Here is a 23622-nt window from a genome sequence, read left to right on the forward strand (position 1 = left end):
TTCTTACCGACTAGAAATTGTAAACAACTTCTAATTTATGACCGTGTAGTGCCAGCTTTGCTTTTTCAAAATCTTCAGCAAAACCAAGAATATAACCACCTCCTCCAGAGCCACAAAGTTTCAAATAGTAATCGTTAGTTTCTAAACCTTTTTTCCATAAGTCGTGAAACTGTTGTGGAATCATAGGTTTAAAATGATTTAAAACGACTTTAGATAATTGTTTGGTGTTCTTAAATAACGACTTCATATCTCCTTTTAAGAAATCGTCTACACAAGCATCTGTATGCTTTACAAACTGATTTTTAATCATGTTTCTAAACCCTTCTTGCTTCATGTTTTCCATAAAAATATGAACCATAGGAGCTGTTTCTCCAACAATACCACTATCTATTAAAAATACAGCACCTTTTCCATCACTTTTTTGCGAAGGAATACCTGTAGCTTCAATATTATCTTTAGAATTGATTAAAATAGGAATACTTAAATAACTATTTAAAGGGTCTAAACCCGAAGATTTTCCGTGAAAGAAAGATTCCATTTCAGAGAAAATGGTTTTCAACTTTAAAAGCTTTTCACGAGTTAAATTTTCTAAAACTGTAATTTTATCCTGAGCATACTTGTCATAAAGCGCGGCAACTAAAGCGCCACTACTTCCAACACCATAACCCTGAGGAATAGATGAGTCGAAATACATCCCAGCATCTATATCGCTATTCAAAGTATTTAAATCGAACACCACTAAACCGGCACTAATAGTCGCCAAATATGCAGCAAAACGTTTTAAACTTTCGTTAGATTTTAAAGTAATTTCAGTAGGGGTATCCGACATTTTTAATGCTCCATTATAAAAGTTATAAGGAATAGACAATCCCTTGCTATCTTTTATGATACCATATTCGCCAAAAAGTAAAATCTTAGAATAAAATAAAGGTCCTTTCACGTATTTTAATTAAAAATTAACAGTGCAAAGTTAACAATTATTTTTAGATGATTTCACAATACTAATTAATAATCGTAACATTTCCTGAGATTTTATTTTATAGCTATCAAATTCATTTTTAGACAGATAATTCGCAGCAAACAACAGGTCTAGCCAATAATCTGTTTCATTTGCCTCTTTTAATGCAATTGATAATTTATGTATAAAATCAGCTTTACTTTGCGCAAATTCAGCTTCTCTAATATTAGCTCCAATCGAAGTCCCTGACCTTAGAAGCTGTTTCGACATTACAAATTCTTTCTTATTCGATGTCAGATTTTTATAAAGACTTACAATTTCAACAGCAAAAACAAAACTTTTATTCTTAACAATATTTTGTTTCATAACATATAATTAAAGCATAATTTACACTTTTAATTACGTATTATCACCTCTTAATTTTTATTTATTCATTATTAATTACGAAGTTGTTTCGCTCCAAAACCTATCTCGTCGCAAATAAATTGTCCGTTTTGGCAATGGCTAGCTAACTCTGCTTTTATGAATTCCAAAATGGCTTCTGCTTCTGCTTTCGGATATAGCACATGTACATTCGCACCTGCATCTAAAGTAAATCCAATATGTAAACCGGTTTCTTTCCGAAACGCCCAGATTTTATTAATCACCTCCAATGTATTTGGTTTCATTAAAATGAAATATGGCATACTCGTCATCATCATCGCATGTAACGTCAAAGCTTCACTCTCTATAAGCGCTATAAATTTATCTAAATCTCCTGACTCTAAAATCGGTTTTAAATGGGCTAGATTTTCATGAGCTTGAGCAAAACGTTGCTCGGCAAACGGATGTCCATGCATTAAATTATGACCAACCGTACTACTCACTTGCTTCTCTCCTTTATCGACTAATAAAATAGTATCCTGATACCCTTTAAAATTCTCATGAACCGCATACGGATATTTCACACCGAATAAATCTGAACTGCCTTCAACCGTTTTATTTTCTCCCCAAACAATTAAATCACCTTCAATACTTCTACAAGCAGAACCCGAACCTAGTCGTGATAAAAATGATGCTTTTTGATTGAAAAATTCAGTCGTCATTTCAGGCTGAAGCTGTTGCTCCAGACTCATTAAACACAACGCCAACGCACTCATTCCAGAAGCAGACGATGCAATTCCAGAACTATGAGGAAAGGTATTTGATGTTTCAATTTTAAAAGTATAATCCCTTAAAAATGGTAAATACACGAACACACGTTCAAAAAAGGTTTTAATTTTTGGTTGAAAGTCAGGTTTATGTTCACCATCTAAATAGACTTTAAAATCGAAATCTGAAGTCGTTTCTTTTTTAGAATACGACAAAACAGTCGTTGTTTTACACGCATTAAGCGTAAAACTAATTGATGGGTTTTCAGGAATTTGGTCCTTTTTCTTTCCCCAATATTTTATAAGTGCAATATTACTTGGCGATTCCCAAGACACTGTTCCTTCGCTTTTAGCGCTAGAATATGTTTGAGGAATAAATTGTTGTTCGGTCATGACATTATAAATCTGAGCACAAAGATAACAACTTCTGCATCGTTTTAAAATTTCTTGTGGTTGCTGAAACTTTTAATTTTCGCTCAAAAAAATTGGTATTACATTTCGCTTTTCCGTAACCGTGTTCTGAATGAAAATACACGCAGGAGTCTGAAATGACAAATATTTCATCTTTATAAGATTCTTCGGAAACAGATTCAACTAAACCTTGATTTGGAATGTCTCTTAAAAGTGTAAAATAACTTGTTTCTTTTTGTACTTCTGAAAACGGACAAGAATCGAAAATCAATTGAAATTCCGATTCACTTTTAACCAAAACGGGCACTTCAAATCCGAAAACGTTTAAAATAGCTTCTGAAATTTTAGATTCTAAAACTGATTGATTTTCTTCTAAAGATTGAAACACCACATTCCCACTTTGTATATACGTTTTCACATTTTCGAAACCTAGATTAGCCATGAGTTCTCGTAAATCTGCCATCGGTACTTTTTTCTGACCCGAAACATTTATACCTCGTAATAAAGCGATGTACGTATTCATTATTTTTTAGAAATTGCTTTAGCCACAATAAAAGCTCCTGTCCAGGCATTCTGAAAGTTAAATCCACCAGTCACCGCATCGATATTTATCACTTCTCCTGCTAAATACAGGTTTTTATGAAGTTTACTTTCAAAAGTTTTAAAATTGATTTCTTTTAAATCGACTCCTCCAGCCGTTACAAACTCTTCTTTAAACGTACTTTTACCATCTACTTTGAAGGTAGCCTGAGATAACTGACTCGCCAAACCCTCCAACTGATTCTTATTAATATCTCCCCAACGGCTATCTTCCGTAAGTTCTGAAGCTAAAACCAATTGTTGCCATAAGCGTTTCGGCAAGTCAAATTGCGGAAATTTATAAACCGTTTTCTTGGCCGAATCTAATTTCACTTGTTTCAAATGGTCTAAAACATCCTCGAGACTTTGCTTTACAAAATTGACTTCCACATCAAATTTATAATCACGTTTTGCTAATTCTAAGGCTCCAAAAGCGGATAGTTTTAAAATTGCAGGTGCACTCAATCCCCAATGCGTCACTAGCAAAGGCCCTTCGGAATACAAATCGGTTCCTAAAACTTTAACTTCTACATTCTGAGCGACAACGCCGGGAATATCTTTAAGTCGGTTATCTTTTATATTGAAGGTAAACAAAGATGGAACAGGCTGAGAAATAGTATGTCCTAAGCCTTCTAAAACGTTCCAGATTTTCGGACTACTTCCTGTGGCAACCAATAGGTGTTCTGACTTAAAATCGCCATGATTGGTTTCTATTTGCCAAACCTCTTCAATTTTAGAAATTGATTTTACCGAATGATTCGTTAACACTTCAACCTTATGTTTTTTCGCTTCAAACAAAAAGCAATCAATAATTGTTTGTGATGAATTTGAAGCCGGGAACATGCGTCCATCTTCCTCAATTTTCAACTCCACACCACGCTCTTCAAACCATGCCATGGTATCACCCGTCATAAACTGATGAAATGGACCTAATAATTCTTTTTCACCACGCGGATAATACTTTACTAATTCCTGCGGAACAAATTCAGCATGCGTCACATTACAGCGTCCGCCACCAGACACTTTAACCTTTCCTAAAACATCTTTCCCACGTTCTAAAATCGCAACTTTTAATTGCGGATTTTGTTCAGCAATATTTATAGCTGCAAAAAAACCTGCAGCTCCACCACCAACGACAATCACATTATATTCTTTCATACTATATCTGGATTATCAGAAATTATGGCATCTACACCATAATCTTTCATTCGGTTTATGGTTGCTTCATCGTTAACCGTCCACACATTAACCGCGTAACCTTTACTCTGTGCAAACTTTACATTATCTCGTGTTACAATTGCCGAACCTGGATGAATCGCCTTTGCTTTTACAGTTTCGGCAAACTCTATCGCTTCCATCATATTCGCTTTGGTTAACACGCCTAACGGAATATTTTTATCAATTTTATATACATCTTCTAATTCGTGGTGCTGAAAACTGGACACTAAAAAATCTGAATATTGCCAACTCTTATATTCAATATAGTTCTGAATCGTTTTACAAGTTGCTGCCGCAGTATACTTTCCTTTCAATTCAATATTTAGGATGCATTTTCTATCAATTAAATCTAAAACCTCATCTAAAGTCGGAATAGAAAACTGACCATCAACTTTCAATGCCTTTAATTCAGAAAGCGTCTGTTTTGCCAATTCACCTTCACCATTAGTCATGCGATCTAAAGTAAAATCATGAAACACAACCAACTCACCTGAAGCACAACAATGCACATCAATTTCTATACCGTCCACATTAAAATCTAATGCCTTTTGAATGGATTCTAAAGTATTTTCAGCGATATAGGCCTTAGCTCCGCGATGTCCCATAACTAAACAATTGGATTTCATTTATTACTCAGATTTTTTAACCAATGGTCGCATTAAACCTTCTTGAGCAACACACGCAATTAATTTACCATCGCGAGAAAAAATATTCCCTTTAGCGAAGCCACGTGCGCCAGAGGCGTTAGGTGTTTCTATAGAATACAACATCCAGTCGTCGAAATTAAAATCTCTAAAAAACCACATTGAATGATCTAAACTGGCCATTTGAGTATTTCCAAAATGAGCTTTACTGGCGTGAGGCAATAAGGCCGCTGCTAGAATATTATAATCGGATATATAGGTTAAAATTTGTTGTTTTGTAGCCAAATCGGCATTTGGAAGCGGATTTTTAAGTTTAAACCAAACATTAGAATATGGTGGCAAATTTTCTTTCTTAAATGGATTTATAACCTCGACAGGTTTAAAATCTATAGGTCGCTCGATTTCTAAAAAGTGTTTCGTTATTTTTGGCAAAACACTTCCGTATTGTTCTAACATTTCACTCCAACTCAGTAAGTCTTCGGGCTGCTTTAACTCCGTATTCATTTGTATTTGATGGTCGTAACCGTCTTCTACTTTATGAAAAGAGGCTGCTAAAATAAAAATCGCTTTCCCATTTTGGCTTGCTAAAACACGACGTGTAGAAAAACTACCACCATCTCGAACTTCATTTACATTAAAAATAATAGGAACATTTAAGTCTCCAGCTTCCAAAAAATAGGCATGAAGCGAATGTAAAATACGTCCGTTTGTAATGGTTCTATAAGCAGCATTTACAGCTTGTGCCAAAACCTGACCGCCAAAAACATGTGGACTTCCAATGGTTTTGCTCAATCCCTCAAAATGCACTGAATCTATAGATTTTAAATCTAAAAGTTCTAATAGCTCGTTTACAAACTTCATATAAAATGGGATTTATGAATTTCAAAATTATTAAAATGATTTTTGAAAGTATCACTTTAATTGGCTTTTGTGATAAATGAAGATGTTTTAAACAAAAAAAAACACCAAATCGTGTAAATTAATACACAATTTGGTGTTAGAATAAGCTACTAACCAACCTGAAATCACCTATTCTTTTTCATATAAGTTTCATAATCTGAAGCAAGCGACGTTTTCTGCTTTTCGGACAAGGTTTTACCTGCCAATTGAAAAAACGTATGCTCTTCATCCTCCAAATGATGTTCTACTTTATCTTTTAATTTTTTTGCTATTTTAAGCCACGCAGACGAATCATAATCCGTATCCTCAAGTTCTTCGATAAGTTCATCGATTTCATGATGTTCGGCAATTCCATGTCTAGAATGCTCTTGCATCATATCTGTAGAGATTAAAGGCTTGTAAAAGTGGCGCTCTTCTGCATTTGCATGAACTTCCAATTCTTTTCTCACCGCTTTAAACAGCTCGTCCCTGTTTTTTGTATCGCCTGAGGTCTGTACCAATTTATCGAGTAAATCTCGCTGAATATCATGATCGTGTCTTATGGCTTCAAAAATAGTCATATCTAAAAAATTAAAAGGTTTTAATTAAACTGTAGCACTTGATTTATTTGCTCCGTTTGTTTTAGACTCAACATCTTTCATAAAATGTCTATTCTTAGTTTTTAAAACTTCTAATTTCTTTTCAAGAGCATCAATAACTTCTTGAGATTTATTACTTGTATCTGCAAGAATGCTTTCGATTTGCTCCTCTAAAGTTCCTTTTTTAACATTAACCTTTTTAGCAACGGCATCTGCTAGTTCTGAAGCTTGGTCTGCAAGTTTATTTTTTCTTGTTTCTGCTTCTTCTGCAATCATCTTACGTGTTTTACTACCTTTGTCAGGAGCAAATAATATTCCCATTGCTGCTCCTAAAGCGGTTCCTGCTATAACACCTAAAATTGTATTTCCTGAATTATTCATAGTATTGTTTATTTAATGGTTAAACTTAATACTACAAAGTTACGTTAGAAGCATAGATCCAATTGACTCTAATCATTTTAAAATTGACCGTATAAATAAGATGTTATCTTAACGCCACTCTAACGCACTGCGCTCGTCCCAATATGCTTTAGATTGAGCTGCGAAGATTTGAAGCTGATGAATTTCTTCTTTCTTTAATTGAAACTGAAGTGCTTTTAAATTATCTTGAAGCTGATCACTGGTTAAAGCACCACTTAACACATAATCGGGTTGTAAAGTATCAATAATAAATCGGATAGCTATAGCGTCTATTCCAACATTATAATGCTTAGAAAGTAAACCAAGGTAGATATAAGCCTCTGAATATTTAGGAAATGATTCGTTTTTAAAAACTCGCCCATTGGCCAAAGCTTCTTTAATAATCACCGTTTTATTCTCGCTTAATAATTGCTTTAAAATTTTAAATGTAGATTGTTCGAACACATTATATGTGACTTGAAAACTATTGAATAACGCTTCGCCATTTACTTCTATCTTCAAAGCTGTTTCAATAATTTCATTCTGATTTGTACCGCTAGTAGAAATACCAATTTGTACACCCGTTTCTTTCTTTATGCGATGTAATTCTTGTAGCACTTCGGTATTCGTAAAAATGCCACTATCTAAAGTTGCAGAATGCACTTGATAGATTCTTAATTCGGGTAAAAGTATTTGAGAAACCTCCCACTGCTCTTTTAATTTTGGTAACGTATGCGATTTAATTTCATGTTTCCCGGTATAACCCAGTTGCCAATTTGCCATATAGGTATAGCCCCATTTGGTACTTAAATTTACGTCTTTATACTGTCTTAACTTATGCCAATCAATTAAAAACTGTTCTCCTTTTCCGTAAGATGGAGCGGTATCGAAATAGCGAATTCCAAAACTATAAGCGTCATCTAAAACCTGCATAGCATTCGCTTTAAATACAACTTCAGACTTCGTGATTTCTTCTTTTTTAATATTGATATATTCCGGGCGACCAATAGCAGCGAGACCTAATCCTATTTGCGTTTGTTTTGGCATCTTCAATTTTTATTTGATTCGAATTTACAAAATGATAAGCAATTTATAGAATAGTTTCCAATTCAGAACTGAATTTATTTTTCCCAAAGACTATCTGTAAAGTAATGTTTACAATCTAAAAAATGATTATTAGTTTTAAACCCTGAAGTGATTGCAAGTGATTCAATTTCTGTTAATCCATATTTTTTTGAAAGCTCTGTCCAAATCAATTCATTCTGATTGAATAATACTAACTCCCCCAGCGCCTTAAAATAGACTTCTTGTTTTTTTAAACTCACCAAATAACTTTTAACATGTCCCGTTATGGGATCGTAATGACAATAAAAATCAAAATCGTCTAACTTAAAATCTGCTCCAAATTCACGATTCATTCGGATTAATAAATTCAAATTAAAACGCTTAGTAATTCCGTAAGAATCGAAATACGCATTTGTAATGGTTATGGGATTCTTCTTTAAATCAAACCCGATTAAAAGCTTATCTCCGGTATTCATATTTTTATAAAACAATTGAAGTAAATCTATTGCATCTGCTTTTAAATAGTTTCCAATATTACTCCCTAAAAAAAGTAATAAATTTGGAATGGTTTCAGCAGACATTTCTTTTAGAATTTCGAAATAATCGCCTACTTGAGGTTTAATATGCAATTCTGGTAAACGTTCTTTTAATTTTGAAGACAACATCGTAATTGCTTCCTGCGATATATCGATAGGAACATAGTTAAATTGAATGCCTTTAGACACTAGATATTCTAGCAATTTGAAGGTTTTAAATCCATCGCCTGCACCAAGCTCTATAATATTGAATGGCTCTGAGAATTTTAATGCATGGTGAATTTGTGCGGCTTGAAGTGATAAAATTTCAAATTCACTATCTGTTAAATAATAATCTTGCATCTGCATAATTTCCTGAAAAATTCTGCTACCCGCATCATCGTAAAAATATTTCGAAGCTATATGCTTTTTTTCTGCAGTTAAACCTTCTATAATCTCGTGTTTTACTAATGTATCCATATTATTTTACTAATCTAATTCCTGAAAATTGCCATCTTAAATTGGGATGAAAAAAATTGCGATACGTAGATCGACTATGCCCTTCTACTGTAGCTACTGATGCGCCACGAAGTACCATCTGATTAATCATAAACTTCCCATTATATTCACCCAAAGCACCTTCTGCTTTAGTAAAATTAGGATATGGCAGATACGCACTGTTTGTCCATTCCCAAAGTTGTCCCCAATTAAATTGAGCTGAAGCTACTTCCCATTCAAACTCTGTGGGCAAGCGCATTCCTTTCCATTCTGCATAAGCAAAAGCTTCATAAAAACTAATATGCATAACTGGCTTACGGCCCTCTACAGGTTTAAAACCATCTAATGTATAATAGTGCCAAACGCCCTCTACCTTGTGCCAATATAGCGGTGCATCTATTGTGTTTTCTTGTATAAAATCCCAACCTTCGGCATGCCACAGATTGAAATTCTGATAACCTCCTGCTTCAATAAATTCAATATATTCTGAGTTATTAACCAAACCAGTACTCATCTCAAACTGTTGCAAAAACACCTTATGTACACCTTGCTCATTATCATAACAAAAAGAATCTTGATCGTGTCCAATAGTATAAAGTCCTTCTGAAATAGTAACAAAACCTAAGGGATTTGAATCTCCTTCAATTTCAACTTGATTTGCTATTGAAGGAAACGTTGGTTGGTTTCCTAAAATATATTTAATATCGTAGCAGAATAATTCTTGATGTTGCTGTTCATGATTAATACCTAGTTCTATTGTGGTTTTAGCCGCTTTTGTTAATTCAGTATCTAAAAACGCATCCATATGTTTATCGACATAATCGCGATAAGCAAATACCGACTCAACACTAGGTCGTGTCATTAATCCTCGATTTGGACGTAAGACACGCTTTCCTGCATTGTTATAATAACTGTTGAATAAATACGCGAAATCATCATCGAAAACCTGATAACTTTCAACATATTTACACAATACAAATTGCTCGAAAAACCATGTAGAATGTGCTAAATGCCATTTAGGCGGAGACACAAAAATAGCAGGTTGAACGGAATAATCTTCAACTAACAAGGGCTCTGTAATACTTTTAAATCGCTTACGAGTATTTTTAAATTGTGCTTTTAATAACATAGGTTGGTAGTAAATTATAAAAGTCTTTAATTATTGCGATTTGCTTGAACTGTATCGCATAAAAAAAGAGCTTATTCCATTATAGTTTCAATAATTGTATCTGTAACTAGAGTTTTGTGCACAGGACATTTTGAAGCAATTTCTTTTAATCTTTCTTTTTGAACTTCAGTTAAATCACCAACAAATTTCAAGGTCTTTTTTAAATAATCTATTTGTGCAGGCTTTTCTAGATTCATGTTTAAATCTTCACTATGTTTTTTAGAATAAGTAATGTATACGAATACTTCCTGTAAATCCCATTTTTTCCGTTCTGCATATAATTTTAATGTCATCGCAGTACAAGATGCTAAGGCTGAATTTAAATATTCGTAAGGTGAAGGTCCAAAATCATCACCACCAACACTTGTTGGTTCATCGGCAATTAGCGTATGCTTTTTGGTCTGAATATTAGTTGTAAAATTATCCTCCAAAAGATTTAAATGCGCCACCAACTGTTCGCCTTCAGTATCTAAAATATCATGATTTTTAGGTTCAAAATAACGCTGAACCCAAGTACCAATCATATCACCGGTATATGTGCTATCTCTATCGTTAGACAACAAATGATCGGCTTGATCTAAACTCACAAAACTTTTTGGATGGTGAGCCGTTTTGTATAATCTTTCGGCGTTTTCTATTGGAACAATTTGATCGAAAGGTGCATGCATTATAAGAATTGGCTTTCGTAAATCTTTAGTTATTTCAGGTAAATCCGTTTTACTAAAATCATCTACAAAATCCTTATTAATTTTAAATGGTCTGCCGCCAATAGCAACTTCCACATCTCCTTTTTCCGACACCTCATCAAAACCATGCGAAAATAAATGTGTCACATGATCTACAGTTGCCGGCGCTCCAATGGTTGCCACTGCTTTAACCGACTCTAATTTTGAAGCTGCAACAATAACTGCAGCTCCACCAAGCGAATGCCCGACCAATAAAGATGGTGCCTGATAATGTTTTTCTAAATATTCACTAACTGCTAATAAATCGGAAACATTAGATGAAAAATGACTATCAGAAAACTCACCATCGCTACGTCCTAATCCTGTAAAATCGAAACGTAACACTCCAAAATCATGGTTAGTTAGTGATCTACTAATATTTTTAACAGCCTTTAAGGTACTCGTACATGTAAAGCAATGTGCAAAAACAGCAAAATAACTAGGATTTTGGTTTGCAGGCAACTCTAAATAAGCTTGGAGCTTCACCCCGTTTTTATTTACTATTTCAAGATTCTGACTTTTCATAAAATGGTGTTTTAATTTTTTATAGCGTAGATTTAGTTTGAATTGATTGTTTTAAATAGATCGAATAGCGTTCTAACAAAAACAAAAGTTTGGGTGCGATATAACGTTCGCAAAATGGTTTTTCGGGGTTATTAAGATAGTAATTTTTTATGGCATCTCGAGACGCTCTAAAAGCATGAAAAGAATATACTTTTGTTATTAAACAATTATTAAAATCCTTTTGAAAACCATTTAAGAGATTGGACAAGCTTTTATGTTGAATTTCAGAAAACACATAAACTGCCGATCTATACGCATGGCGCATACTATGCATTGAAGTACTTTTATGGGTATGAAGATGAATTTCCAATAGCACTGTTTCAGAAATCACCAAGGGATTAAAATGAACGATAACCGCTTCAGAAAATGTAGATGCATCGCCCGTTGAAGCAATATAACCTTGCTCGACAAGACGTACGCCATTTAGAGATTGAAACACGGCTTCTGTACACCAATGACATCCGCCTCCAAAAGCAATTTTATTTTCGGTTTTTAATTCCATAACTAAATGGTCGTAAAGTATTTAAACTCTTAAGTTTTAAATCTAAATATTCGATTTACGAACTACACGACAACATAGAACAACCAACTTTATTCCGTGCCCATTCTGGTCGTTTAGCAAACCATTTTAGAGAATCTTCTTGCTCTGAATATGGATTTTTAAGCAAATTGAATAATTCATCTATCAATGTATAATCTCCTTTTTCAGCAGCATCAATAGCTAATTGCGACATATAATTTCGGAGTACATATTTTGGATTCACACTATTCATTCTAGTAGCACGTTCGGCAGAAGAAAAAGATTCTTTTTGTAAACGCGCTCCATACTTTTGAAACCAATTTTGCCATATCTCATTAAGTTCCTTTGTCCTTGCCTCAGGATTATAAAATGCATCTTGAATAATCTGCAATCCGTTTAACGGTTTATCATCTTCAAATTTTGATAGATTTCTGAAGAATATCGTCATATCCGTTTCCATCATCTGCAACACATCTTCTAATTCTTGAATCAACTTAAAATCATCTTCATCGGCTTGAAAAAGACCTATTTTAGAACGCATCATCTCTAAAGACTGTGTTTCAAAATCCGTTTTGTAATCATCTAAAATAGTTTGTAGCGCTTCTACATCCTCAATTAAAGGGTACAATGCATTTGCTAATTGATATAAATTCCAAAGTCCGCTATTTGGCTGATTTCCGTAGCGATATCTTTTATGTTGTCTGTCGGTAGTGTTTGGAGTCCAACCAAAATCAAACCCTTCTAACCAGCCGTAAGGCCCATAATCTATGGTTAACCCTAGAATCGACATATTATCGGTATTCATTACACCATGTACAAAGCCCACCCGTTGCCAATCGATAATCATCTTTAAAGTACGCTGCGAAACTTCTTTAAAAAAGGCTAAATACGTCTCTTTGGAAGGCGCTCCTAATTCCGAATAAAAATGTTTTATGGTATAATCTGTAAGCTGCTTTAAGGTTTTTGAATCTTCTCTAGAAGCTAAAAGTTCAAAACTACCAAAGCGTAAAAAACTTGGTGCCACACGACTTACTATAGCACCCGCTTCATATTCAGGATTTCCGTTATACATAACGTCTCGCAACACTTGGTCTCCAGTAAGAGAAAGTGACAACGCACGCGTGGTTGGAATACCTAAATGAAACATCGCTTCGCTACATAAGTATTCACGAATCGAAGAACGTAACACTGCCAAACCATCTGCAGATCTAGAATAAGGGGTTTCGCCAGAGCCTTTTAGTTGCAATGCCCAATGCTGATTTTTGTAATCGATTTCGGTTAAATTTATCGCACGACCATCGCCTAATTGTCCTGCCCAATTACCAAATTGATGTCCGCCATAACACATCGCAAATGGTTTGGTATTTGGCAACACTTGATTTCCTGTAAATACATTTAAAAATTCTTCAGACTGACTTTCTACTTCAGATATTCCTAAATTGTCTAACATGTCTTTTGAAATATGTAGCAATTCAGGATTTTTAGTCTGCTTCGGGTTTACGTAGGAAAAACAAGCCTTTTCTACTTGTCTTCTTTTACTTCCTTCAATAGGATCTGCAGGAAGTTCGCTTGTAAACGTGTCTTTTATATGTGATTTAAATGTCTTCAATTGGAAAATCTATTTTAATTTATCGGCGTGCATCTGTCTTAACTTGGCAAGTTTCGGACTAATAACTGCGGTGCAATAACCTTGTGTTTTATTGTTTTCGTAATAATCTTGATGATAATCTTCAGCTTCAAAGAAAGTACCTAAAGCACTCACTTCTGTTACGATTTCATCATCAAAATAAGGTTTGATTTTTTCTATTACCGTTTCAGCAATTTCCTTCTGTTTTTCATTCTGATAATAAATTACAGATCTGTATTGCGTACCGCGATCGGCGCCTTGACGGTTTAATGTTGTAGGATCGTGACTTGTAAAAAAGATGACTAAAATATCTTCTAAAGAAATCACATCTGTATCGAATGTAATTTGAATCACTTCTGCATGGCCAGTTAATCCCGAACATATTTCACGATATGTTGGTACGCCAGGAACATTTCCTCCAGTATATCCTGAAACTATTTTTTCTACACCTTTTATTTGCTGAAAAACGGCTTCTACACACCAAAAACAACCTCCTCCAAGGGTGATAATTTCATTTGTATTATTCATTATTTTCTGCTTTCTCTAAAGTAATTGATTCCGAATTTACACAATAACGCAAACCACTTGGTTCTGGTCCATCTGGAAAGACATGGCCCAAATGCGCATCGCATGTATTACACATAACTTCTACGCGAACCATTCCAAAAGCAACATCTTTTTCGTACTTAATTGCATTTTCTTGGATAGGCTGAGTAAAACTTGGCCATCCTGAACTAGAGTCGAATTTTATTGTAGAATCGAACAATAAGGTATCGCAACATACACAACCGTATTTTCCAGCTTCATGGGCACTACAAAGTGCTCCAGAATGTGGTGCTTCAGTTCCTTTTAGTCTTGCAATTCTAAATTGTTGTGGTGTTAATAATTCTTGCCATTCGTCTGCAGATTTCTCTACTCGACGATCTGGCTCTGGATTGCCATTCACAGCAAAATCCATTATATTTTTCCATGTAAGCATACTATTTCCTTTCTTTTAATTCGTACTTAAAATAACACTGATGGTTTTATTATATCTCTATTAGACTCTTTAAAGTACACCATCTTACATACAAATATGATTATTTCCTGTTGCCGATAAAAATATCGCTTGTTAATACTATTACAATTTTTTGCTTTCTGAATCATTTAATCATTCAGACTCATAATCTATTACATCCTTACAAAACACACAATATCTAACTACATAATATAAAGCAATAAAACCTATCTCAATCGCATACTCGATTAGGATAGGTTTTATAATTAAGCTTTAAACGCATTACTTTTAATTATACATTCACTGCAATTTTCGGGAAATCAGTTTATTTATAAATATAATATCACTTTTATTTTAAATATGATTGCTGCTCGTCATTATTTAGACACATCAGCCAATTCTAATAATACTATATTATGTTCGTTATCTATAACAATATTTCCGTTTTCGACAGTATGAATAGTATTAGAATAAGCATCACGAACCGTCATTCGTTCTGGAAAAACGCCACCAACAGGTATTATTTTCTTACCTTTTTCAAGATCTAAACCAACAACTACAGCATCTTTATAATCGTCTTTAACATACGTTCTTGAAAACACATAAGGTGATTTTGAAATCATATGGTGAGAACCAGCTCCAACAGCAGGATGATTTGCTCTAAATTTACCTAGATTTTGCCAATGTGCTAAAACAGCTTGTGTAGTTGGGTTTGATTTTATATCGTCCCAATTCATAAACGTTCTTAAATTAGCATCGCCTGTGGCACCATCGGCATGTAAAATTCTAGCGGATTCATCGCCGTAATAAATTTGAGCCGCACCAGGTGTTAATAGTAATTTTGTTGCAGTTTCAAATGGTTTCTCACGCATAGGGTCGAAAGGTTGCCCATCGTCATGAGAACTTAAATAGTTTAAAACACTGTAGCCTTTTAAATCGTTATGAAGTATGCTATCATATTTAGTAAACATGGTTTCATAATCCATTTGCTCTGCATTCCATTTAAATTCAAAATTGATTAATTGATTGAAAGCGTTATCGAAATAATTCACTTTTCGATCTCCAAAATCGAATGATTTTTCATCACTTATATTATAATTATAAACTTCACCTACGAGATAAAATCCGTTATCGTCTAATACTTTTTCAGGGTGTTCTGTTTTAAATTGAGCAAACGCAGTATCTACAACTTTTCTAAATTCTTGCCATACATAAGGCTCTGTATGCTTTACCGTATCTACACGGTAGCCATCAATTCCGTATTCTGTAATATAATCGGCTAACCATTTCATAATATAAAAACGAGGGGCTCTAGGATATCCTGTGTTTTCAAAAAAGACATCTAATTCAGCAACTTCTTGTTCATAACGACCTTCGTCTTTCCACTTTTGAACAAGTTGCGGAGGCAATTCAACCGCATCGTTACTCTCTGTTCTAATGTCTGGTAAATTTTCAACCAAGGTACAACTTACTGTACTATCGAAATCATGATAATCGCAAGCAGGCCCCGTTCTTACCCAACTGTCTGGCCACACCGGATCTTTATCGGTTACTGGACCTCTATGATTTATAACGGCATCCAAAACGATACGAATACCTTTTTCATGTGCCACTTTTACAAGTTCTTTTAAATCTTCTTTTGTTCCAAAATCGGGATCTAAATTCGTCCAATCTTTTGCCCAATATCCATGAAAACCATAAGACAATCCTGTCCCTTCGTCGGTTCCGCCATGAATTTGTTCTACTATAGGAGTCATCCAAATAGCATTTACACCTAAATCTGTAAAATACCCTGATTTAACTTTTTCGGTAACACCTTTAATATCACCTCCTTCAAAACCTCTTAACACACCCGTTTCCTGATTCCGATCGTAATTAAAATCGTTAGAAGTATCTCCATTATTAAACCGATCGAGTAACATAAAATAGACGGTTGCAGCATCCCAAGTAAATGGAGTTTTAACTTCTTTTTCAATAGGTTTTTCAGTTTTATTTTGACATCCTGAAATCATAATTCCTAAAATTAAAATGACTATAAAGTTACGCATATTCTACTGTAATTTAAAAATGAAAGATTGTAAAGGTTTAACTGCTATCTTGGCTTCAGCACCATCTTCTGAGACATGCAATTGTGTTTTATAAGTATCGTACAACTGATCTACTAACGTATACTCACCAGGTTCTAACCCCCATGCTTGAACAACATCTTTAGGTAATTTTAAATAGAACTCAGTACCATAATCAGCATCAAAATTATTTACGATAATCAATTTTTCATCGGCATTCCAACGGGCATAAGAGAACTGTTTCAGTCCGTAATGCTCGGTATTATGCGTGTTAAATTCGTGAAGATCTTGGTATTCTCCCATTAAAGCATCGCTAGTAATAGTGAAGTTTAGTAAACGTTTATAAAAATCGTATAATTCTAATTCTTCTGGAGTCGATTGTCCGCCGTCGAATTGTTTATTATTCACCCAACGGTTTAATGTTGGCACACTTCCATAGTCGAAAATTGAGGTTCTTGAAGGATCTCCAAATCCTAAATCTTCTGCTCCAGGTTCACCAAATTCTTGTCCGAAATAAATTAATGTTGGAGACGTACTTATAGTTGCAGAAACGACCATTGCTGGTTTTGCTTTTTGTGCATTTCCTGCAAACTCTGGACTTGCGATACGTTGCTCGTCGTGATTTTCAAGAAAGTGCAACATATTATGTTCAATATCCTTTAAATCCTCCTGAATTGGTGCTATATAATCGGTTTTCCCCCAACCTTGCATAACGTGTTTTAACGTATCGTAAAGCTGAACTTTGTCGTATAAATAATCCATTTTTCCTTTACGGATATAATCTCTATATAAACTTGGATTATATACTTCTGCTAATAAAAATGCATTTGGGTTTTTCATTTTTATAGCTGAATTCATATAGCTCCAGAACTCAACTGGAACCATTTCGGCCATATCATAACGGAATCCATCAACACCTTTTTCTGTCCAATACAAGGCAATATCTTTAAATTTCACCCATGAATCTGGCACAGTTTTATCTTGCCAGAATTCGAAATGTGCTTTATAATCTTTAGAATCAAAATCTTCTGGCAAACTATCAAAATCGTGATGTCCGTCTGGACTTACACCGTAATTAATCTTAACAGTTTCGTACCAATCGTTAGGATCTGGTTGCGATAAACGCGAACCATTACCTGTCCATTTTGAAGGATCCTCATCGAACTTACCATCTAACAACGCATTTTCAGAACCTCCCAAAGGCACATATCCATCTCTACGTTCTGGAACAATAAACGGTTCACCAGGATTATAGTAAAAATTATTATTCACGTTGTACACAACGGATTTGTCATCGGTTTCACCAAAATCAGTAATCCCATCAGGCTTAGAGACACTCTTATAATTTCGTGCCACATGATTGGGTACAATATCTATAATAACTTTTAAACCTGCTTTATGAGAGCGTGCTATTAAAGCTTCAAATTCTTGTAAACGCTCAGCTGGATTTTCAGCTAAATCTGGATTTACATTATAATAATCTTTAACGGCATAAGGCGAACCTGCTCGCCCTTTAACCACGTCTGGATCGTCGTTAGAAATGCCATATTCAGTATAATCCGTAATAACATCGTGGTGCGGCACACCTGTATACCAAATGTGTGTGACTCCTAAATCCTTAATTTTCCCCAACGCTTTATCGGTAAAATCGTTAAATTTTCCTACTCCGTTTTCTTCAATAGTTCCCCAAGGTTTATTGGTCGTGTTTGTATTACCGAATAAACGCGTAAACACTTGATAAACGACTTCTTTTTTTGGTGCTATGGCTATCTCAGCCTTATTATTTTCTTTCACAACATTTTCCTTTTTATTATCACAACTGATTAAAACTAGTAAAATCATTGCAATTGACACTATATGATGTTTAAACATTATAATATAATTTTAATTTCTAAATCGGAGCTTGTCTCCCATATCACTGGTATTTCTAAAATATGTTTTTGCTTGTCATATGTAAAAGACACATCTTTCCTACCAATTTTAATACTCTTTGGTTCGGATGCCATATTATGAACAGTAAGATTTATAGGTTTTGACTGTGCAGAATATGATGACCCTATTTCTGCTGTAAACGCAAATTGTATCCCTTTTTTATCATTTAGAAATGAAAACGTAAGGAGTTCAAATTTGCCTTTTTCAAATGCATTTACTGTTTGCCCATCATCGTTATATAATTTATATCCACTTGAAGTTACTGAAGCATCGTTATAATAATGAAGCACTAAATCGTTTCCAGTATACGATTTGGTATTTTGCATAGGTTTAGCCATTGGTATAAACGCACCTGCTTTAACATATGTTGGAATGGTGTTTTGGGCTACCGAAACTGTTTTGGTTTGTCCGCCTTTAATCTTTTCATCGCTATAAAAATCAAACCAAATATGGTTTTTTGGAAATACAACATCATGTGTAGTAACTCCAGCTTCTAGAATAGGAGATACTAAAAATTCTTCTCCCCAATAATATGTATTTGCTAGATTTTGAAGTGTAACATCATCTGGGTTTTCAAAAAACAAAGGACGCATTAATGGTGTTCCTTCTTGATTATTCTGAAACGCTAAATTGTAATTATATGGCAACAAAGCATATCTTAATCGTATGGCTTTTCTCGCCAAATTCTTAGCTTTTTCATTTCTAAAAACAGGTTCGCTAGGCACTTCTTCTTGTGCATGAGGTCTGTAAATAGGCTGAAAAACGCCATATTGTAACCAACGCACATACAATTCATCATCTAAATTTGCTCCGGCAAAACCACCTAAATCACTATGCATATACCCCAAGCCTTGCATCCCCATTTGAAGCGCGATTTCTGGCTGACTTTGTAACCCTCCCCAAGTACGATTAACATCACCAGACCACGGGATCAATCCGAAGCGTTGAGACCCCGAATACCCTGCGCGCATAAGAATAAATGGTCGTCTGTTTGCATTCACTTTTAAGCTGCTTTCATAAACTAACCTCGCCCAATCGTGACCATAGATGTTATGAACCTCATCTGCTGTTCCCGTAGCGTGAATTAATGCTTTTGGGTGTACTTCTGGCTCACCTAAATCTCCCCAAATTCCTGTAACTCCCATTTTAAATAAGTCTACATATATATTAGAAAACCAGTCAAAACCGGTCGTACTATATATATCTATAAGTCCAGTGTTTCCAAAATAAAAATCGTAAGTAAACGGATTACCCAAAGAATCTTTGGCCAACACATTGTTATCTACGGCTTCTTGCCAGCGGCTTGAGGTTGTTAAAACAAAAGGTTCGGTAATTAAAATGGTATTTACACCCTCAGCTTTAAAATCCTTAATCATTTCTATAGGCGTTGGAAAAGAATCGGTGTCGAAAGTTAAATTTCCCATGGTACCTTGCACTTCTTTTCCGAACCAATACAAATCTAAAATTACGGCATCTACAGGAATTTCATCCTCCTTAAATTTAGAAACTGTAGCTCTTGTTTCTGCTTCTGAATGGTATCCAAAACGACTTGAAAAATTCCCCAAAGCCCAACGTGGTGGCATAGGTTGTTTTCCCGTTAAATCGGTATAATAATCTACGATTTTCACCCACGAATCGGCTGCAATAACTTGATATGTTTTACGTCCAGAAATGGTTTCGTAGATTAAAGTATTATCTTTTTTACTATCCAAATCTAAATACCCAATTGGTGCATTATCGAAATGAATTAAATATTTTTTTGAAGACATTACAATTGGTAATGTATAATTCATGAGCTCGCTACGTGTTTCGTAACCATAATGTGCACGGTTATATAGTTGTAAACGATTCCCTCGACGATTCATACCCAAAGCTCTCGATCCACCGCCATACAACACTTCTGTATCGTCCAGATTAAACTGAATAACTTCATTGTCTTCATTTTTAGAATAACCCATTTTTTCAGAAACTATAGGTTTTCCTTTATATGTATATTGAATTTGAAAAGGTGCTTTTTTTACATAAACAGAAAGCCCTTCAGACGACAAAATAATAGCATCTAAGGTTTCCGAAATATCACTAAATTTATCTAAATCGTTTAATACAACGGCTTCAGATTTGGGTTTAAATTCTTCTCCTTTCGGAACAAAAGTAGTTTCGACAGTAGATTCGTTATACATTTTAAACAGATAATAGCCATCCTTAACCACTATCTTATAACCTTCAGGCGAAGGCGCGGCACTTACAAAAAGTCTATCTGAATTTTGCGAAAAACAAACTTGAGAGATACATATAAAAAAAAAGAAACGAAGTAAGTTTATCATTTTATTTGGACATTAAAAAGGTGAAAGGAATATATAATCTTGTTTGCCAAGATGCTTCAGAATGGTCGGCACCTTCAAACTTTTTATTCATAAAATTAGCAGATGTATATCCTGCCGTTTGAAACAACATATTAACGTCTGCCTCGTATTTTGGATAATATTGATCTAATGTTTTTGTACCAAAATCGAAATATATTTTATGCGATTTTGGATCCGGCATATTATCTTTTATATAACTAAAAAAGGCCTCAGGAAATGGACCATTTAATTCCGGATTAGCACCTGGCCAGTGTGTAGATATACATGCAGCACCACCAAATACTTCTGGATATTCGCAAATGGCATACCAAGATATTAATCCTCCCATACTTGAACCTGAAACAAACGTATTGTCTCGATCTTTTAATGTCGAAAAATTACGGTCTATATAAGGTTTTATCTCCTCTACAAGATATTTTAAGTAATTATCGCCTTCAAAAACCAAATCAGGGTTATCTGTTTTAGCATACTTTAAAAATGCTTCTTTCTCTTCAGAATTTAAATTACTGATGGCTTTCTGAGGGAATAAATCGGCATAACGAGTTTCTGAAATATTATGAATAGCAACAACAATAAAGTCTCGTGTTTTATGCGATTTCATTAATTCTGAAGCAACCTCATCGACCATCCACTCTTGATGATTCCAAGTCGTAGAGGCATCGAATAACATTTGTCCATCATGCATATACAAAACAGCGAATTTTTTACCTTTAAAATAACCCTCGGGTAACCAAATATCGACATCTCTTGGTGTGATATATTTTGAAGGAAATTTAGATACTCGTAATAATGTACCAGAAGACAACTCAATATCAAGTAATTCTACATGCTCTATCTGAGCATTTAAATTAACACCTAAAACACAACAAAAAAACAACAAATAAAACCGTATCATACCTAGTATTTTGTCGTTAATAAAAGTGGTCCTTTCTCCGTAAGATGTAAATTATTGTCCCATATTACAGTCTCGCCAGAAATTAGATTTTTAAGTGTTTTATTATCCAAACCTAACTCTTTATAATGTGCTAAATCTAAATCTCTAGGTGCTTCATTTTTATTTAAAATTAGTACGACCGTCTCATCTCCCGCAATTCTGCATAATATATAAACGCCATCTTCTGGAGCAAAATGCATTGTTTTCCCTTTCTGAATAGCTTCACTGTGTGTTCTATAATTCAATATTTTTTTTACAAAATCTTGCATATTTGCCTGATCTTCTGTTAATCCTACTCCCGTAAATGCATTTACAGTATCACCCTCCCAACCTCCAGGAAAATCGGATCTAATAAGACCATGATCATCAGGTTTCTCTGTGTTTTGCATTAAAATTTCGGTACCGTAATACATCTGAACTATACGTGGCATAAGGAAAATATAACTCAATGCCATTTTAGTATTTGGAATATTTTCTCTTAACTGAGTAAACACACGATCCATATCGTGATTATCAGGGAATATTAAAATTGCTTCCGGATTTGTATATGCAAAATCCATTGCTAAACCTTCGTACATTTTCACAAAACCTGATGCCCAACCTTCATCTTCATTTAAAGCACTGACTATATTTTCTTGCATCGGAAAATCCATAGTCGATGTTAAATGCGATTCGTAGCCTTCTTTATTAGGCGTTCCCGTTTGCCAATAACGCACCAAAAGAGGGTTCGTACTCCACTCTTCCCCAACAATGCTAAAATTGGGATATTCTTTCATAATCGCACTAGCCCAATCGCTCATGAACGCTTTGTCAGAATACGGATACGTATCTTGACGAATACCCCCAAGTTCTAAAGTTTCTACCCACCAAATATTATTTTGAATGATATACTTTGCCATGAATGGATTCTTCTGATTTAAATCGGGCATGGAAGGTACAAACCATCCTTCACTCATGTTTATTTTATCAATTTTTGAAGCATATAAATCCTGATTGGCTGTACGTCTGTGGTTAGAATTTTTAAGGTCTCCATTTGTTTCAAAAGCTTTTTGCTGGTTTACCCAATCTTCGAATGGTAAATCCTTCATCCACCAATGTTCACTTCCACAGTGGTTTGCAACCATATCCATGACTAATTTTAAGTCACGTTTGTTCATTTTGTGAGCCAATTCTTTGTAGTCTTCAAGTGTCCCAAATCGCGGATCTACTTCATAAAAATCGGTCATCGCATAGCCATGATACGATGATGAATCCATATCATTAATAAGCAATGGTGTTGGCCATATAGCAGTAAATCCTAATTCTTGTATATAATCTAAATGATTAATAACCCCTCGAATATCACCACCATGCCTCCCATAATCATCTTTACGATCTATGGTTTTTTCGTTCATGCTTTTATCTACATCTTGCGAGGGATCTCCATTTGCAAAACGATCTGGAGTAATTAAATAAATTGCATCTGAACTATTAAATCCAATATAATCCTTAGCATTTTTAACGCGTGATTTCAACTCGTATGTATGGACTGTAGATGCACCTGTTTTATGATTAAAAACAATATCAAACTGTCCCGCTTGTGTTGTTTTATCAATCTTTAAATCGATAAATAAATAATTCGGGCTCTTAGCTTTATGCACTGCGGTAATTGTGACACCCGGATAATTAATTTCAGGAATAGCATCTCCTATTTCAGGGCTGTTTACCAACAATTCCAAATCTGAATTTTCGAATCCTACCCACCAATTTGGTGGTTCTAAATGAGTCATTTGCGCCTGAATTGTTAGTGTTACGAACATAAAAACAAAAGAAAAAATAGTTTTTTGTTTTG

General features: G+C 34.6%; 22 protein-coding genes. All 22 read right to left on the reverse strand.

The annotated features are described in order from the left end of the window. Nucleotides 1-10: 10 nt before the first annotated feature. The gene (locus R6X41_RS04035; protein ID WP_318497666.1) at nt 11-940 is read right to left on the reverse strand and encodes a mevalonate kinase family protein; all 930 of its coding nucleotides are present in this window, start codon (nt 938-940) and stop codon (nt 11-13) included. Between the two features lie 30 nt (nt 941-970). Continuing rightward, on the reverse strand, nt 971-1324 hold the full coding sequence (locus R6X41_RS04040; protein ID WP_318497668.1) for a four helix bundle protein: 354 nt from the start codon (nt 1322-1324) through the stop codon (nt 971-973). A 71-nt stretch (nt 1325-1395) separates the two neighbouring features. Further along, a complete protein-coding gene (locus tag R6X41_RS04045; RefSeq protein ID WP_318497670.1) occupies nt 1396-2481 on the reverse strand; it encodes a diphosphomevalonate decarboxylase in 1086 nt (361 codons plus the stop codon). A gap of 4 nt (nt 2482-2485) precedes the next feature. Further along, nucleotides 2486-3022 carry a DUF1697 domain-containing protein gene (locus R6X41_RS04050; protein WP_318497672.1) on the reverse strand — a complete coding sequence of 179 codons (537 nt, stop codon included), beginning with the start codon at nt 3020-3022 and terminating at the stop codon, nt 2486-2488. Then, entirely contained in the window at nt 3022-4236 is a 1215-nt protein-coding gene (locus tag R6X41_RS04055; protein WP_318497674.1) for a BaiN/RdsA family NAD(P)/FAD-dependent oxidoreductase, read from the reverse strand. Before R6X41_RS04055 ends, R6X41_RS04050 begins: the two co-directional genes overlap by 1 nt. Beyond that, the gene (locus tag R6X41_RS04060; protein WP_318497675.1) at nt 4233-4922 is read right to left on the reverse strand and encodes a glycerophosphodiester phosphodiesterase; all 690 of its coding nucleotides are present in this window, start codon (nt 4920-4922) and stop codon (nt 4233-4235) included. Before R6X41_RS04060 ends, R6X41_RS04055 begins: the two co-directional genes overlap by 4 nt. Nucleotides 4923-4925: 3 nt before the next feature. Then, nucleotides 4926-5801, reverse strand: coding sequence for an acyl-CoA thioesterase (locus R6X41_RS04065; protein WP_318497677.1), 876 nt, complete (start codon nt 5799-5801; stop codon nt 4926-4928). Between the two features lie 164 nt (nt 5802-5965). Further along, complete coding sequence (locus tag R6X41_RS04070) at nt 5966-6400, reverse strand: hemerythrin domain-containing protein (RefSeq protein ID WP_318497678.1); 435 nt, start codon at nt 6398-6400, stop codon at nt 5966-5968. Nucleotides 6401-6424: 24 nt separating this feature from the next. Beyond that, nucleotides 6425-6799: a YtxH domain-containing protein gene (locus R6X41_RS04075; protein ID WP_318497680.1), complete on the reverse strand. Its 375-nt coding sequence runs from the start codon at nt 6797-6799 to the stop codon at nt 6425-6427. A 108-nt stretch (nt 6800-6907) separates the two neighbouring features. Beyond that, nucleotides 6908-7864: an aldo/keto reductase gene (locus R6X41_RS04080; RefSeq protein ID WP_318497681.1), complete on the reverse strand. Its 957-nt coding sequence runs from the start codon at nt 7862-7864 to the stop codon at nt 6908-6910. A 74-nt stretch (nt 7865-7938) separates the two neighbouring features. Next, nucleotides 7939-8877, reverse strand: a complete 939-nt coding sequence (locus R6X41_RS04085; RefSeq protein ID WP_318497683.1) for an L-histidine N(alpha)-methyltransferase — start codon at nt 8875-8877, stop codon at nt 7939-7941. A gap of 1 nt (nt 8878) precedes the next feature. Beyond that, the gene (gene egtB / locus R6X41_RS04090) at nt 8879-10024 is read right to left on the reverse strand and encodes an ergothioneine biosynthesis protein EgtB (protein ID WP_318497684.1); all 1146 of its coding nucleotides are present in this window, start codon (nt 10022-10024) and stop codon (nt 8879-8881) included. A 71-nt stretch (nt 10025-10095) separates the two neighbouring features. Continuing rightward, on the reverse strand, nt 10096-11313 hold the full coding sequence (locus R6X41_RS04095) for a bifunctional alpha/beta hydrolase/OsmC family protein (protein ID WP_318497686.1): 1218 nt from the start codon (nt 11311-11313) through the stop codon (nt 10096-10098). A 19-nt stretch (nt 11314-11332) separates the two neighbouring features. Next, the gene (locus tag R6X41_RS04100; RefSeq protein ID WP_318497688.1) at nt 11333-11854 is read right to left on the reverse strand and encodes a peptide-methionine (S)-S-oxide reductase; all 522 of its coding nucleotides are present in this window, start codon (nt 11852-11854) and stop codon (nt 11333-11335) included. Between the two features lie 55 nt (nt 11855-11909). After that, on the reverse strand, nt 11910-13481 hold the full coding sequence (locus R6X41_RS04105) for a protein adenylyltransferase SelO (RefSeq protein ID WP_318497690.1): 1572 nt from the start codon (nt 13479-13481) through the stop codon (nt 11910-11912). 9 nt (nt 13482-13490) lie between these two features. Next, nucleotides 13491-14027, reverse strand: coding sequence for a peptide-methionine (S)-S-oxide reductase MsrA (msrA, locus tag R6X41_RS04110; protein WP_318497691.1), 537 nt, complete (start codon nt 14025-14027; stop codon nt 13491-13493). After that, nucleotides 14020-14478: a peptide-methionine (R)-S-oxide reductase MsrB gene (gene msrB, locus R6X41_RS04115; RefSeq protein WP_318497693.1), complete on the reverse strand. Its 459-nt coding sequence runs from the start codon at nt 14476-14478 to the stop codon at nt 14020-14022. Before msrB ends, msrA begins: the two co-directional genes overlap by 8 nt. A 395-nt stretch (nt 14479-14873) precedes the next feature. Beyond that, the gene (locus R6X41_RS04120; RefSeq protein WP_318497695.1) at nt 14874-16544 is read right to left on the reverse strand and encodes an alpha-amylase family glycosyl hydrolase; all 1671 of its coding nucleotides are present in this window, start codon (nt 16542-16544) and stop codon (nt 14874-14876) included. A gap of 3 nt (nt 16545-16547) precedes the next feature. After that, entirely contained in the window at nt 16548-18434 is a 1887-nt protein-coding gene (locus tag R6X41_RS04125) for an alpha-amylase family glycosyl hydrolase (RefSeq protein WP_318497696.1), read from the reverse strand. After that, nucleotides 18434-20818: a glycoside hydrolase family 31 protein gene (locus R6X41_RS04130; protein ID WP_318497698.1), complete on the reverse strand. Its 2385-nt coding sequence runs from the start codon at nt 20816-20818 to the stop codon at nt 18434-18436. The genes R6X41_RS04125 and R6X41_RS04130 overlap by 1 nt, the downstream gene beginning before the upstream one ends. 1 nt (nt 20819) lies before the next feature. Continuing rightward, a complete protein-coding gene (locus R6X41_RS04135) occupies nt 20820-21752 on the reverse strand; it encodes an alpha/beta hydrolase (protein ID WP_318497700.1) in 933 nt (310 codons plus the stop codon). Nucleotides 21753-21754: 2 nt separating this feature from the next. Beyond that, entirely contained in the window at nt 21755-23560 is a 1806-nt protein-coding gene (locus tag R6X41_RS04140; RefSeq protein ID WP_412176253.1) for a glycoside hydrolase family 13 protein, read from the reverse strand. Nucleotides 23561-23622 lie beyond the last annotated feature (62 nt).

Source organism: Formosa sejongensis, from assembly GCF_033447105.1.
Taxonomy (GTDB): Bacteria; Bacteroidota; Bacteroidia; order Flavobacteriales; family Flavobacteriaceae; genus Formosa.